Origin of the sequence: Leeuwenhoekiella sp. ZYFB001, assembly GCF_011784865.1 — a bacterium.
GTDB lineage: Bacteria > Bacteroidota > Bacteroidia > Flavobacteriales > Flavobacteriaceae > Leeuwenhoekiella > Leeuwenhoekiella palythoae.
In genome coordinates this window covers 1,677,792-1,692,519 of sequence record NZ_CP050460.1, presented here as the reverse complement: position 1 = coordinate 1,692,519, position 14,728 = coordinate 1,677,792, and the positions used below count along the sequence as shown (strand labels likewise).

At 38.2% G+C, this 14,728-nt stretch carries 15 protein-coding genes; 5 read left to right on the top strand and 10 right to left on the bottom strand.

Annotation, left to right across the window (positions count from 1 at the left end; all coding sequences use genetic code 11):
- The first annotated feature begins 49 nt into the window (after positions 1-49).
- Positions 50-490 (top strand): hypothetical protein, encoded by a 441-nt coding sequence (locus HCN54_RS07425; protein ID WP_167597198.1) that lies wholly within the window; start codon positions 50-52, stop codon positions 488-490.
- 50 nt (positions 491-540) lie between these two features.
- Here HCN54_RS07425 and HCN54_RS07420 read toward each other — a convergent pair whose 3' ends face one another.
- The 6 genes from HCN54_RS07420 to HCN54_RS07395 all read right to left on the bottom strand — a co-directional run bounded on the left by HCN54_RS07420 (position 541) and on the right by HCN54_RS07395 (position 7,306).
- Entirely contained in the window at positions 541-1,890 is a 1,350-nt protein-coding gene (locus HCN54_RS07420; protein WP_167597197.1) for a serine protease, read from the bottom strand.
- A complete protein-coding gene (locus tag HCN54_RS07415) occupies positions 1,881-2,480 on the bottom strand; it encodes a hypothetical protein (RefSeq protein ID WP_167597196.1) in 600 nt (199 codons plus the stop codon). Before HCN54_RS07415 ends, HCN54_RS07420 begins: the two co-directional genes overlap by 10 nt.
- A gap of 182 nt (positions 2,481-2,662) precedes the next feature.
- A complete protein-coding gene (dnaN, locus tag HCN54_RS07410) occupies positions 2,663-3,781 on the bottom strand; it encodes a DNA polymerase III subunit beta (protein WP_072979124.1) in 1,119 nt (372 codons plus the stop codon).
- 139 nt (positions 3,782-3,920) lie between these two features.
- Positions 3,921-5,600, bottom strand: a complete 1,680-nt coding sequence (gene gldG, locus HCN54_RS07405) for a gliding motility-associated ABC transporter substrate-binding protein GldG (protein ID WP_167597195.1) — start codon at positions 5,598-5,600, stop codon at positions 3,921-3,923.
- Entirely contained in the window at positions 5,597-6,322 is a 726-nt protein-coding gene (gldF, locus tag HCN54_RS07400; RefSeq protein WP_167597194.1) for a gliding motility-associated ABC transporter permease subunit GldF, read from the bottom strand. The genes gldG and gldF overlap by 4 nt, the downstream gene beginning before the upstream one ends.
- A gap of 24 nt (positions 6,323-6,346) precedes the next feature.
- Entirely contained in the window at positions 6,347-7,306 is a 960-nt protein-coding gene (locus tag HCN54_RS07395; protein WP_167597193.1) for a Gfo/Idh/MocA family protein, read from the bottom strand.
- A 195-nt stretch (positions 7,307-7,501) separates the two neighbouring features.
- On the opposite strand from HCN54_RS07395, the gene HCN54_RS07390 reads away from it, so the two are divergent.
- Complete coding sequence (locus HCN54_RS07390; RefSeq protein WP_072980396.1) at positions 7,502-8,143, top strand: protein-L-isoaspartate(D-aspartate) O-methyltransferase; 642 nt, start codon at positions 7,502-7,504, stop codon at positions 8,141-8,143.
- A gap of 3 nt (positions 8,144-8,146) precedes the next feature.
- On the opposite strand, the gene HCN54_RS07385 is transcribed toward HCN54_RS07390, so the two are convergent.
- Both HCN54_RS07385 and HCN54_RS07380 read right to left on the bottom strand, forming a co-directional pair.
- Positions 8,147-8,380, bottom strand: coding sequence for a hypothetical protein (locus HCN54_RS07385; protein WP_167597192.1), 234 nt, complete (start codon positions 8,378-8,380; stop codon positions 8,147-8,149).
- A gap of 142 nt (positions 8,381-8,522) precedes the next feature.
- Positions 8,523-9,263: a hypothetical protein gene (locus tag HCN54_RS07380; protein WP_072980394.1), complete on the bottom strand. Its 741-nt coding sequence runs from the start codon at positions 9,261-9,263 to the stop codon at positions 8,523-8,525.
- Between the two features lie 202 nt (positions 9,264-9,465).
- On the opposite strand from HCN54_RS07380, the gene HCN54_RS07375 reads away from it, so the two are divergent.
- Genes HCN54_RS07375 through HCN54_RS07365 form a run of 3 tightly spaced genes read left to right on the top strand, consistent with a single transcriptional unit; the run spans position 9,466 to position 12,181 of the window.
- The gene (locus HCN54_RS07375) at positions 9,466-10,359 is read left to right on the top strand and encodes a DUF72 domain-containing protein (RefSeq protein ID WP_167597191.1); all 894 of its coding nucleotides are present in this window, start codon (positions 9,466-9,468) and stop codon (positions 10,357-10,359) included.
- Positions 10,356-10,835 (top strand): gluconokinase, encoded by a 480-nt coding sequence (locus HCN54_RS07370; protein WP_167597190.1) that lies wholly within the window; start codon positions 10,356-10,358, stop codon positions 10,833-10,835. Before HCN54_RS07375 ends, HCN54_RS07370 begins: the two co-directional genes overlap by 4 nt.
- The gene (locus HCN54_RS07365) at positions 10,835-12,181 is read left to right on the top strand and encodes a GntP family permease (protein ID WP_167597189.1); all 1,347 of its coding nucleotides are present in this window, start codon (positions 10,835-10,837) and stop codon (positions 12,179-12,181) included. The genes HCN54_RS07370 and HCN54_RS07365 overlap by 1 nt, the downstream gene beginning before the upstream one ends.
- Here the strand turns inward: HCN54_RS07365 and HCN54_RS07360 are convergent.
- Positions 12,178-13,272, bottom strand: coding sequence for an endonuclease/exonuclease/phosphatase family protein (locus HCN54_RS07360; protein ID WP_167597188.1), 1,095 nt, complete (start codon positions 13,270-13,272; stop codon positions 12,178-12,180). The two genes, HCN54_RS07365 and HCN54_RS07360, sit on opposite strands and share 4 nt — an antisense overlap.
- Before the next feature lie 61 nt (positions 13,273-13,333).
- Positions 13,334-14,620, bottom strand: a complete 1,287-nt coding sequence (locus HCN54_RS07355; protein WP_167597187.1) for a mechanosensitive ion channel family protein — start codon at positions 14,618-14,620, stop codon at positions 13,334-13,336.
- Positions 14,621-14,728 lie beyond the last annotated feature (108 nt).

Genomic DNA, 14,728 nt, shown 5'->3' with positions numbered 1-14,728 from the left:
TAAACGCAACCTTTTTAAGTTCTAAGCATCTTAAAAGAAAATACTCTCCATGATGTTTAGATTACTTTTCTTCAGTTTTATGCTATTGAGTTTGAGCTCATGCACTGATGATAATAACACTGCAACAACTAATCTTGTTCAAGAAACCGCAACGGTACGACTTAACTTAGTTAAAATGAGCGGACAGATTCGAAATTCTGAAACCACTGGAGCCGAAATGGCGTGGCAGGAATACTATATTTTAGGCCCTGAAATGCATTTTACAAAGGTTAGAGAGCGTGATGGACAAACTTTAAAATCTGAAGGTACATTTGATATTGTAATGATCAACAGTGATAAATACCTACAATTTACTCACGATTCAGATGGCGAATTGGTAGGTAATTGTACTGGAGATACAGTAGAATTACTTATGTATACCACCTCAGATAGTGTGCAGAGTTCTTGGCAAAGTTGTGACGGTCCAGGATTGTATTACACCTTTGAATAATGCTCTTACAGAAGTAAAAAAAATGAGGCTCAACAGAACGTTGAGCCTTTTTAATTAGTGAACGTGGTCAACTGAAGCGCTAATATAAATTGAGCTGCAAGATCTTGATTAGTAAATTCATAAGTGTTAAAATTGAAGGATTCTTTAAAAACCGTAGCCACTCCAAAAAATGTAAATTCTTTAGCTGCAAGCGCCTCTATGAGATAACGATTAGGGTGATAGTTAAAAAAGGATTTTCTGTTGATAACCACATTATCTGGTCTGTAATAAGGAACCAAAAAAGACATTCGTGAATCTAGTTGCCACGTGTAAACGCCGGTAGCTGCTTGTAACATATTTTCAAACTCTAAAGACATTTGCATAACATCATAAGTCTCATATAACGCGATTAAGATCACAACTTCATTATCAAAAGTTGTGGCGTAAAACAGTCCGTTTTCTTGTTTTAATTCCATTCCTTTAGGGAGCGCTATTGTGGCTCCGGTTGTGGCTTCGAGATAAATATCAAAACTAAAATTGTTATAAGCTATGCCTTCCTGATCAAGCGCTTGCATTATCTGATACATACCCATCTCAGGGTATTGTGTATAATTGCCCGTAGCATCTAGTTCTTTAAAAGTTCTGGATTTTATCAGCTGAAAGGAGAATTGTCCATTACTCACAGTTTTAGCATTTGACGGGGAAATTTCTTCAGCGAAGAGGGTATTTACCTTTTTGAGACTAGATCTAGGAAATGCATCGGTTGCTGTTTTGAGGTCGTTTAAGGCGGAAGCTGTAATACACCAACTGATTCCGGCGGCGCCATTTTCTAGACCTCCGTCTGCAATTCCTATCAATTTTCCACGGTAGTCAACAATAGGAGAACCCGAAAATCCGTGTAGCAGCTGACCTTTTAGGTAAACAATTTCGGTATCTAGGGATGGAAAACCAAGCGATCTAATCTCTTGTTCTGCAGACGGCTCTAAAAGGTCTTTAAGGCGTTTACCTTCGATTAAACCCACAGTAAAATCACGATCTTGGTATTTGTCGTTACTTCCATAATAACCTACGGTGAATACTTTAGTATCAATAGCAGAGGTGGTAATGTTTTCAGGTTTTAAATAGTTTGCGGAAGTGCATTCTGAAAGACTGAGCAAGACCAAATCTGATTTTTTAGAAATTCGGTTTAATCTTACTGAGCACCAGGATTTTTCAGAAGGAATAAAAACTTCAATTTGATCTGGGTTACCAATCGAATGTAAAGTAGCTATGATTTGATTGCCATTTCCGTAGAAAAATCCGGTAGAATATTTATTGCCTGATTTTACCCGCACAATAGTTTTGCTGATCTCTTCTTTAACACCACCAAACACAACAGAATTTAAGCAGCACAGGCTTAAGAGTAGTAGTATTATTCGCATAGCAATTCCTTAATTAGAAGTACGGAAGATTTTAATTCGCTATCATCAATACTATTTTGTTGAAGTTGGTCAAACAGTCTTTGAAACTTTCCGCCGGAAGCAATAAAGAGTTCTTCGATCTCTAAGAGTGATAAATCTTCAAGCTCTACTGCGCAAAGCGCTAGATCATTTTCATCAGCCATCAGTAACGTGCTTTTGAGCGCATTTGCGGTTGCAGCTTCTTTATTAAAAGACAGCTTTTGATTAGCAACAAGTCCGAAATGTTTGAAGTAAATCAGTTCTTTTATTTCCTCATCCGAAAAATTAACCGATTTATACAGGGCGATCTCATTTTGAAGGGAAGGGGCCAGAACGTCGTGCGTACGTAAGAAAATGCCCAAAAGTAAAGCGATAAAGCACCCTAGACTAAAGCTGCCAATAATTATTTTATTGCCACTTTCACCTTCCTTGTCGGGGCGTAAGCCAAAGAAGGCTGCTAAAAGAGATGTAAGCGCTCCTAAAATAATGCCCGTAACTTGTGCTATAGACAGCCCGATAATGAGACCTACCAAAATACCTAAAGCTAAACCAGATAAAAAATCTCTTCTCATAGTATAAGAATTTAATTATCGGGGATTTGCTAGGAGATCAAAGGGTATTTAAATGTAGTGCGAAATTTTTAATAAAACAATAATCTATTGTTTTTCAGTTTTTTATAAAATAACAAAGCGCTCTTGTAATTGCTCACAAGAACGCTTCTAAAATAAAAGGTACTTACTTATCCTTCTTACTCTTAATTATTAAGCATAACCGGCATCACCAGCATCGTTACTTTTTCACCTTCATCTAGACCATCAACCGGAGTTAAAATTCCGGCGCGGTTAGGTAACGACATTTCTAAGGAAACATCATTGGCATTTAAATTATTAAGCATTTCTACCAGAAATCTACTGTTGAAACCTATTTGCATATCATCTCCTTGATAATCACAGGTTAAACGCTCTTCGGCTTTATTGCTATAGTCAACATCTTCCGCAGAAATATTAAGTTCTGCTCCCGCGATCTTTAAACGGATTTGATGTGTTGTCTTATTTGAGAAAATAGATACCCTACGTACCGAGTTTAAAAACTGGTTACGATCAATCACGAGTTTATTAGGATTCTCCTTAGGAATTACCGCCTCATAATTTGGGTATTTCCCATCGATCAAGCGGCAAAGTAGCTGCACATTATCAAAGCTAAATTTTGCATTTGAGTCGTTGTACTCAACACTGATGTCATCATCACTTGATGCTAAAATTCCTTTTAAAAGATTTAAAGGTTTTTTAGGCATGATAAATTCAGCGGTTTGATTGGCCTGTACATCAGTACGACCGTATTTAACCAGTTTGTGCGCATCTGTAGCTACAAAGGTTAATCCTTCGGTATCAAACTGAAAGAAAACACCGCTCATTACCGGTCTAAGGTCGTCATTTCCTGTAGCAAAAATAGTATTGCTTACAGCGGTTGCAAGCACTCCTGCAGGAATGCTAACTTTGCTAGGATCATCTAATTCTACGGCATTAGGAAACTCTTCTCCAGAGGCATAGGCCAGCGCATACTTACCGTGATTAGAACTAATCTCTATCGTGTTATTATCACCTGCAACAAACGTAAGCGGTTGTTCTGGAAAGGTCTTTAATGTATCGAGCAGTAAACGTGCAGGTACTGCAATACTTCCGCTATCATCGGACTCAACCTCTAGGGTTGCGATCATGGTAGTTTCTAAATCAGAAGCCGAAACTTTTAAAGTGCTTTCTTCTAATTCAAACAAAAAGTTATCTAAAATAGGAAGCGTGTTACTGTTATTGATTACCCCGCCTAAAACCTGTAATTGCTTTAAAAGGTAAGAACTTGATACAATAAATTTCATAAGAAAAAGCTGTTTATGCTCTTTGACACGAGGTCAAAACTAGAATTCAAATGGGTTGACAATATTTATTTTTTAGCTGTCACACAGCCTCACAAAGATATCGTAATAGCCGTTTTTGCCGAAACAAACTTATTAACACTTAGACCCGATATTTACGCCGTCTCAGCGCTGTATAAATTAGAGCAAACACAGCGAGTAACACTAGCGGAAGCCCTATTGTCAAGGCTTGCCAAGTGGCGCGGTCATTTGATATTTTTTGAATATCAAGTGCAGGAAGATTTATACTCTTGCTTCTAATGTTAATAAGACCATTATCGTCAAGAAGGTAATTGACAGCATTAAGTAAAAATTCTTTATTTCCGTACTCTTTAAATGTGAATTTGTCAAATCCTAATTCTAAAGGTCTGCCGTTTTGATCCAGATCATTTTTAATAAGATCACCATCAGCAACCACGATCATTGCAGTATTTTTTATTGCGCTTTCGCGAAAGGGTTCCCTCAGATTTTCTAACGGAAGAATTCTATTTTTAAACGCCGAAGTAAATTTCCCCTCAACTAAAACCGCCAGATTTTGTGCTCCAGCTGCATATTGATCTGGGCTGGGTTCTGTGGTAATAGATTCTAGACTTACCGGTGCAGGCACTCCATTTACTTTAGAAAGTACAGAGCTTTGAAGCAACACGGTTTGTTGTAAATCTGTATTTAATAAATCAATTTGATTTGCGTATTCAAATGCAATGGGATTATCAATATTGGTGTTTATAGGATGATTCTCAGCGGGCGTCACCAGCGGGTAATAAAACCAGGGGAGTTGCGTATATTGTGAATTTGCTGCTTCTCCACTCGCTAAAACTAGGGGTGCTGCGTAGAGATCTTCAATCAAAATAGGATTGATGCGTAAGCCGTACTTAAAGAAAAAATCATCTAGATTAAGTTGTCTTGCGGTTGCCAGCGCCATACCATCACGCAGATACAAACTGTCAGTCTCCATCGCTACTTGATCGAGCAGAAATAATGATTTTCCGCCGTGCATAATAAATTGATCTAAGGCATACTTTTCGGCATCACTAAATGCCTTAGTTGGTTTTGCAGCAACTACAAGATCAAACTTATTCAGCGCAGTAAGTACTGTATCCGGGGTTTGTGCGATAGAATCTAAAGGGAAAGGCGCAATAAAATACCGCTCTCTAAGCGTCTTAAAAAAGTCTGCAATGTATTTATCATCAAGTTCGCCGTTTCCTTTTAAAACAGCAATACGCTTACTTTTTGGGCTGAGGGCTTTATAAAATCCGTTAGAGAATGCATACTCCAGATTTTGAACCGATCTGCTTACCAGTTGATCTGGTGCCGCTCCCAGGCTTTTCTTCAATAGCGGAACAGGAATACTTTTACCTTTGTATGAGACCAAAGCCCAAGGAAATATAAACTCCTGACTTACTTTTCCATTATCTCTAAGCTGTACCTGCTCTGGGCGCATTCCGCGATTGTTAAAATCCTGAGCGATTTGCTCTGGGGAAACTCCGTCGGGAACAGGATTTACAAAGGCAAATTTGATGTTTGCATTGTGAGAAGCATATTCCTCAAGCAGTTGGCGGGTTTCAAACTGTAATTTTTGAAAAGCATTAGGCACATTTCCTGAAAGAAATACGTCAACAACTACCTGATCCTGTGCTTTAGCAATGATATTTTTTGAAGTTTCAGATAACGTATAGCGACCGTCAGCTGTTAAATCCAGCCTGAAATTGAAGGACTGAGATAAAACTAGTACGATCAGAACGATCGCTGCAAAAATTAAAAATTTTGAGTTTGACTTGATCATCCCTTTACAGATTTAGATTCAAGTTTTAAAACGGTAAGCCCAATAAAAACAGAGGTTATGCTCAAAAAACAAACAAGATCTCTACTGTCTATTACTCCGCGGCCAATGCTTTCGAAGTGCATTTGAAGACTGAAGGTTTTCAAAATTTCGAAACTCAGCGTATCTGCAATTCCATTGAACCCAAAGTAAAACAGAAAGCACAAAAGCGCAGCAATTAAAAAAGCAACAATTTGATTCTCAGATAGCGTAGATGCAAAAATGCCGATGGCAGTATATGTAGCAGCTAAAAAGAGAAGCCCCAAGTACGAACCGATCAAAACACCTTGATCATAATTACCCTGAGGATTACCAAGTTGATCAATAGCATAGACGTATACAAGAGTGGGAATTAAAGCCAAAATCAAAAGCAGCAATGCACCAAAAAACTTACCTAAAACAAGCTGCAGGGTAGTAATGGGTCTGGTAAGAAGTAACTCTAAAGTCCCCAAACGTAGTTCGTCACTAAAACTACGCATAGTAACCGCCGGAATTAGAAAAATAAAAATCCACGGTACGAGCTGAAAAAAAGGCGTTAAATCGGCAAAACCGTAATCAAAAAGATTAAAGTCATTATCAAAAACCCACAGAAAAAGACCGTTTAGGATTAAGAATAGTCCTATTACTAAATAGCCAACAGGAGAAGCGAAAAATGAATGGAATTCTTTTTTCAGAATTGCTAACATAGGCTTAAGGTTCTTTTCAGAATATTATAGATCAGCAATAATTTTCATGGCGATGCTTAAGGCTTCGGTACCATTTGCTAAACTCACAATAGGTGTGGTATTTTGCTCAATAGCATCGGCAAAAGCTTCTAATTCGTCTAAAATAGCATTATTCTCTTCCACCTCAGGATTGTCAAAATAGATTTGTTTTTTTACTCCTTCAGCATTCTGCAGAATCATCGCAAAGTCATCTGCCTGTTCAGGCGCATCTTTCATACGTACTACTTCGCATTTCTTCTCTAAAAAGTCTACAGAGATATATGCATCTTTTTGAAAGAAACGCGCCTTACGCATTTTTTTCATCGAAATACGGCTGGCAGTAAGATTAGCAACGCATCCGTTTGCAAATTCAATACGGGCATTAGCAATATCAGGCGTATCGCTTATTACTGAAACCCCCGAGGCAGAAATGTGTTTCACCTCACTTTTAACCACACTTAAAATGGCATCAATGTCGTGAATCATCAAATCCAAAACCACGGGCACATCAGTACCTCTAGGATTAAATTCGGCTAAGCGATGCGCCTCGATAAACATCGGGTTTTCAATAAGATGATTTACTGCCGTGAACGCCGGATTGAAACGTTCTACGTGACCTACCTGACCACGAACGCCGTGTTTTTTGGCAAGCTCACGTATGGCCACCGCTTGCTCAACAGTTTGAGCAATAGGTTTCTCTATAAAGAGATGCTTACCGGCTTTTATGACTTGTTCTGCACAATCAAAATGATGCGTTGTTGGCGTAACCACATCAACGATATCGCAAGCATCAATTAGCTGCGCAATACTGTCAAAACGATGATAGCCATATTCTTCAGCGACTGCTTTTGCGGTAGTTTCAGATTCATCGTAAAACCCTACAAGTTCATAGCGTTCTGATTGATTTAAAAGTTTAAGGTGAATTTTTCCCAAGTGTCCTGCACCCAGCACGCCTGCTTTAAGCATAGTATATGTTGTTTTTCCTTTTTAATTAAGAAGGATCGATTTATACAATATAAGGTCAACGTAAATAGTATAATCTTATTGAGACCTTCTACAAAAATAGGTTTTCTTAAGCAGAATTTTGCCATTCTACCTGTTGTTGAAAAAATGCTGGTTTTTGTCTAGGAAGTGGGCTTGTGGTTTACGTATTTTAGCGGTATGAAGGATACTACTCGTCACCAAGGGAAGCGTAGATTGCTCGCACAAATTGTAGAAAAAAAAGGAGTTTCTAACACCGCTGTTTTAGATGCTATTAGAAAAATTCCGAGGCATTTTTTTATGGATAGTAGTTTTGAAGATCACGCCTATCAAGATAAAGCATTCCCGATCGCAGCAGACCAAACCATTTCTCAACCCTTTACCGTAGGTTTTCAAACCGAATTACTCGAAATAAAAAAAGGTGATAAAATTTTAGAAATAGGCACGGGGAGTGGTTATCAAACCGCTGTTCTCTGTGAAGTAGGCGCCAAAGTGTATTCTATAGAACGCCAACAAGAGCTTTTTAGAAAGACTAAAAATTTTCTATCAAAATTGGGTTATCGACCTAAGCGACTCACTTTTGGTGATGGCTATTTAGGAATGCCTGAATTTGCACCTTTTGACGGTATAATCGTAACTGCGGGTGCTCCTTATATTCCTAAACCTCTTTTAGCACAACTTAAGATTGGTGGTAAACTCGTTATTCCTGTGGGCGATGACGTTCAAACGATGATACGCATCGTACGCAAAACACAAACCGATTTTGAAAAGAAAGAATATGGGGAGTTTAGGTTTGTTCCGTTACTTGAAGACAAAAATTAAAGCCTAATGCGTTGCGGCGTCTTGCCAATAAAGATAATGGCACAAGCCTACACAAAGCGTTGATAAAAAGGCGACGGCATAAACCGGTATAAATCGTAGTTCAGAAAGTTGATCTGGCGCAGCCGAATTACTAATGGCATAACCCACCAATAACATCCCGATAAACCAAACTAAGCTGCTTGCGAGCAGTTGTTTTGAATAGTTTTTGAGGTAGTTTTTAAATTGTAAAGAACTCATAATAGAACGTTTTTGTGTCTATAATTTCTTAAAAATTACAGAAAACACCAGAAAATTCCAAATGAGGTTAGACTCTTAACATTTTAAAATTAAAGGTTTTAAGGGTAATTATAGGTCTTATTCTACGCGCTACGTCAAGTATTTAATTCTCGGGAAAGGAAAAAATACTGTAATCAATTTCAGGGTTTAAAATGATTTCTTTGACATCAATTGGTTGACCGCCTTGGCTGATCGTAAACGGAAAATAAAGTCCTTCAACCTCTTGATAATCGCTCATAGTAATACTTACCGGTTGCCCTAGCTGTGTAGTTTCAATAGCGATAGGGTAGTAGTTTTGCGCATCAAAAAAGTAAAAACTTTCATTAGGGACTTCTTCACCATTTACAAATTTTGGTTCTTGAGTAAGTTTGATCTTAAATGCTACAATCCCATTTTTAGCAACAGTACTTATATATTCTGCTTTATAACCATTTTCCCGGTAATGTAAGAGCGGTGATGGAAAATCATTGCGTTTCAGCAACATGTTTTTACGCATATCATCAGAGGAGATCTCAGGCTCCATCGTTAAAAAATTGGTGGTCCACATTGTAGCCCCGTCAAAAGCCATCTGCGTCACTTTTTTCTTGTTGTATTCAAACACAACCGCTTGTTTCCCGCTTCGGGTATTGTAAATGGTAATTGGTACGCTTAAATCACCCTGAGTAAATGAACCTTTAGTCTTAATCGCATCAATTTCAGACCAAGCTTCAATACCACCGGTTCTGTCAATGTATTTAGTTATGATCTCATCGGCAGTTTGATTATACATGGTTTCAATTAGCTCTTCTTGTGCCACTGAAGAAAACGTAATCAATAAAAAAGATAAAAACGCTAATGTTTTCATAGATATAATACTAAAAGTAACAGACTGGTATTTTGCGAAAATAGGCATTAAAACGGTATGCTTTACTTAACTCCTTTCAAAATAATGTGCACTGAAGTAAAGTGCTAATTTTATGTTTACTTCAGGCTTAAAACGGAAAAATACCAATGCAAATTATATCTTTAAGCAAAATGCATGTATTGCAATATAAATCGTACTCCTTATGAAATTTGGAAAAGTTGACGATCCCGGAAGTATAGACTTTACGCTTCCGCCTGATCACCCAGACACAAAGATTTTACTTAACAGCAAAGCGACTAAAGCTAAACCTCAATTGTATGTGGGGTGCGCAAAATGGAATAAGCAGGATCTCAAGAATTTTTATCCCCGCGGAACAAAAGATGAACTGGGTTATTATTCTAGACAGTTTAATTCCATAGAATTGAATGCGACGTTTTACAGACTTTTCCCGAAGGATCAATTTGAAAAATGGTATGAGAAGGTACCGGCAGATTTTAAATTCTTTCCCAAGGTTACTCAGAACATCAGTCATTTAAAACGACTCATTAACGCTCCCGAATTATTGCCGGAATATTTAGATCATACCTTGCTTCTGAAAGAAAAATTAGGTTGCATTTTTTTACAGATGCATAATAATTTTCAACCTAAAAATTGGGATCGGGTAGAGAAGTTTGTCGCCGCCTGGCCTAAAGAAGTACCGCTTGCGATCGAATTTAGACATACGGATTGGTTTAACGAAGAGCCTGTTGCGCAGAAACTTTATCACCTTTTAGAAACCAACGATATTGCAAATGTGCTTGTAGACACTGCGGGGCGGCGTGATATTATGCATATGCGAATGACCAATTCTGAAGCATTTATACGTTTTGTAGGAGCAAATCATCCTACTGATTACGAACGGTTAGATGATTGGGTTGCGCGTCTAGGCGTTTGGATTGAAGAAGGAATCTCAAAAATTGATTTCTTTATTCATCAAAATGTTGAAAAAGAATCTCCATTACTAGCTACTCATTTTATCAAGAAGATGAATGAGAAGTATGATTTTGATTTGCACCTTCCGGGTAAAGATGATGCTAATCCAACCTTAGATTTATGAGTAACGTATTTATTGTTGCCGGTGTTTCAGGATCCGGAAAAACAACTATAGGAAGATTATTAGCTGAGAAGTTAGCCCTTGATTTTAAAGATGCAGATGATTTTCACCCAGCTGCAAATGTTGAAAAAATGAGATCGGGACTTCCACTAAATGATCAAGATCGTGCTCCTTGGCTTGCTATACTTGCAAAAAAGATCGAAGAGTGGAGCAGTGCTGACGGTGCGGTTTTGGCCTGTTCCGCACTAAAAGAAGCGTATAGGAAACTATTAGATGTAAATAAGCAGGTCACTTGGGTTTTTCTTGACGGATCGTACGAACTTCTTAAATCCCGAATGACTGCTCGAAAAAACCACTACTTTAAAGCAGAATTGCTGCAATCTCAGTTAGACACGCTTGAACCCGCAGATTATGGGATACACGTATCAATTGCACCATCGCCAGAAGAAATAGTAGATGAAATTTTGAAAGCCTTATAATGGAAGCACAGTTACTTTTTGCAGTCTTTGCAGGGATCGGATTATTGTTGTTTTTGATCTTGCGATTAAAACTACAAGCGTTTTTAGCGCTGTTACTTTCCGCAATCGTTGTAGGGGTGTTGAGCGGATTGCCAACAGAAAGCGTACTTAAGTCTGTTACAGACGGAATAGGCGGTACGCTTGGATTTGTTGCAACCGTTGTGGGGTTGGGGTCTTTATTTGGAGCGGTACTTGAGCATTCAGGAGGAGCACAGGCTATAGCTCAGTATCTTCTTAAAAAATTCGGAGTAAAAAATGCTCCGTGGTCAATTATGCTAACGGGATTTTTTGTTGCGATCCCAGTGTTTTTTGATGTAGCGTTTATTATTTTAATTCCGCTTATTTATGCTTTGCAGCGAAGTACAAAAAAATCACTTTTACTTTATGCATTGCCACTGTTGGCTGGTTTAGCAGTAACTCACGCCTTTATACCGCCTACACCAGGACCCATTGCCGTGGCAGATATTTTGAATGCAAATCTGGGATGGGTAATTCTCTTTGGGTTTATAACAGGAATTCCCACTGCGGCGATTGCAGGACCGTTTTTTGCCAAACGGATAGCAAAACGAATTCATATTGAAGCACCTGAGGAGATAGAAGAAGAAAAGGAATCGTTCGCGAATGCGCCCAAACCCGCAACTATACTTTTAATCATTTTTCTTCCCATTTTGCTGATCGTTTTAAACACCGTATTGAGCAGTCCGCTTGGAGCAAGAATAGGAGTTTCAGAAACTTTACTTGATATTATTCAATTGCTGGGACATCCTTTTACAGCGTTAATCTTAGCCAATTTAATCGCTTGGTATATCTTAGGCGTACGCCGAAATGTTTCTAAAGAAAAACTCTTAGAAATTTCGACGAAAGCATTATATCCGGCAGGTGTCATTATATTATTGACAGGAGCCGGTGGTGCGTTTAAACAAATATTGATTGACACCGGTGTAGGTGAGATGATCGCTAATGCGCTGCAAAGCGATTATTTTCCACCGGTAATTTTCAGTTTTATTCTTGCTGCTTTGGTGCGTATAATGCAAGGTTCTTCAACTGTAGCAATGATCACTGCCGCCGGAATCACCGCGCCTTTAGTAGTTCAGAATAATTTAAATGATATGAAACTTGCTATTTTAGTGATCGCCATTGCAGCAGGAGCTTCAATTTTTTCACACGTAAACGATAGCGGATTCTGGCTTGTAAAACAATATTTAGGCTTAACTGAAAAACAGACGTTTAAAAGTTGGTCTATACTCACCAGCTTAATCGCGTGTATAGGTTTGCTTGTTTCTACGCTGCTTTGGTATATAGTTTAGGTATTGTCAGATTGTTTGCGCGTATCCTTTTGAGTAGCTTCCTTTTTGATAATATCATACGCTCGCTCTAATTGTTCTTCACGAGGAGGTTTAGGCATTTGCTCCTTTTTGTTTTCAGGTTCAAGTGTAAGTTCGGCGAAAGCAGGAAAATGATCAGAGCCAATAGCATTACCACGCAGAACCGTTTTTGCCCTAAAGTGTTCAGAAACAAAAATATGATCCAGCGGCCAGCGCATAATTTTACTTTTAGCACTAAACGTATTGAATAACCCACGCCCGATGCGTAAATCAAGCAATTCGCTTACTTCCTTAAAAAGCTCTGTAGATTCTGACCACGCCACATCATTAAAATCACCAATCGCAATTACCGGTAACGTATTGTTTCGGCTTTTGAAGGCAGTTTTCATCATTTCAGCATCCCGATCAGTAGACATAGGATTGTGCTGAGGCATTGGCGGGGTTGGGTGAATAGCATAAAGCTCAAACCTGTCGCCAGAAGGAAGTTGCACCACAGATTCAATAGAAGGTATGCTGTCATCTATTTGGAAATGAATTTTTGGGTCTTCTAATGGAAATTTTGAATACAGTAACATTCCGTAGGTATTGTCTAACGGAATTCCTTTATAGTGCGGGTAGCTTTTTGATAATGTAGGTGCAATGGCATTCAACCAATCTTTATCGGTCTCTAGAAGCAATAAAATGTGTGGATCTTTTGCTTCAACTTCTTCTAAAAGCGCCTCGTGCTTTTTATTCTTTTGTAAAACATTAGCTACTAAAAGCTTAAAAGTTCTGTTTTGATCAGTGATGGTACTGTCCAAAACGTCTTTATCCGCAAGAGGCGTATAGGGATAAATTTTGACAACTTGAAAAGTAAGACAAGCAATCATTATGCTCATAAATGCATAATCTTTTGCCCATTTGATATCAAATTTTAAAAAATACGCTAAGGTAGCCGCCGCGGTAAAGATGGTGAGTTGCATATGTGGAAAGTCAAAAATGCGTATCCACCAATAATCAGCCGCAATGAATGGAGCTATTGTGAGTACAATAGCGATTCCTCCAATGATCTGGAGTACATTTTTAAAGGTCATTTTAGGTTAGGTTAGGGACTTTCGAGCTTAAAAATGCACTTGAAAGCAGTTTAACCGTAAGCTACTCTTTTGACTGGTTTTTCTGCGTTAAAAAACTGGTAATATCCTTAGAAGAAGGTTCTTCAAAAATTTCAAGACCAAAGAACGGTACAGCAGCAATCACGTGATCAAAGATATCAGCTTGAATATGCTCATAGTTCTCCCAGCGCTTATCAGTGCTGAAACAAAAGATCTCAAGCGGGATTCCCTGAGCAGTAGGAGGAAGGTGGCGCACCATCAAAAATAAGTCCTTATTGATCGCCGGATTTTCATACAAATAGGCGTCAATGTATTTTCTAAATACCCCTAAGTTGGTTTGATTCAATCCGTTTATGGCTAAGCTTTGATCAACGCCTTGTTTTTTATTGGTGCGCAGGACTTCTTTTTCCATATGTTCAATATACGGAGCAACAAGTTGAATTCGTTTAAGTTCTTTTAAATCAGATTCGGTAAGAAACTTAACGGAATTCTGTTTGATAAAGACCGATCTTTTTATACGTCGACCCCCGCTTTCTTGCATTCCGCGCCAGTTTTGAAAAGAATCTGAAATCAAACTGTAGGTTGGGATTGTGGTATAGGTCATATCAAAGTTTTGCACTTTTACCGTGGCAAGGTTAATTTCAGTTACAGTACCATCTGCTCCATATTTGCTAAAGGTGATCCAGTCGCCAATACGCACAATATCATTGATAGAAACCTGAATGGAAGCTACAAAACCAAGAATAGTATCTTTAAATATCAAAAGTATAACTGCCGAAGCTGCTCCCAACTGAAGCACAAAATTCATCGCGTTTTTATCAAAAAGCTCCAGAATAAAAAAGAAAATCCCGATGCCCCATAAAAAGAGCATAGTTACCTGTAAGTAACTCTGTAAAGGCTTGTCGTGAAACTGTTGTTTGGTTTGAAAGTAATCGCGAGATGTACGTAATAGACTGCGTATAATTTTTAGAATAAGCAGAATTACGTAAAGGTCAAATATCTTTAGAAGCCAATAAAGCGTGGTGGGGTAATCCTCAAGCAACTCAACAAAAAACCATTTAAAAATGGCCAATGGAATAATATGGCCAATATACCTAGGGAAATTGGTAAGAACCAAAAAGTCGTCAAAAGAGGTTTTCGTTTTATTGCTAAAAACCTTAAATGCTTCGACAATGAGTTTTTTAAGAAGTTTATCTAATAAGGCAATGAGCAGGATGAAGATAAACGCATTGATAAATACCGTAAGCATTTCAGCATAAAAGGGAACGACACCTAAGTCTTCTACATAGGAGCTAAAATCTTTTAAATACGTATCTATTTGGTAGGCCATGAGGATTAATTAGGGGCGCAAAATTAAGGATAAAGATCTCAATATAATCTAAGTAAATTATTAAGATTTTGAGACTAAACTATAAAAGAAAAGCCTGAGCAGTCGCTC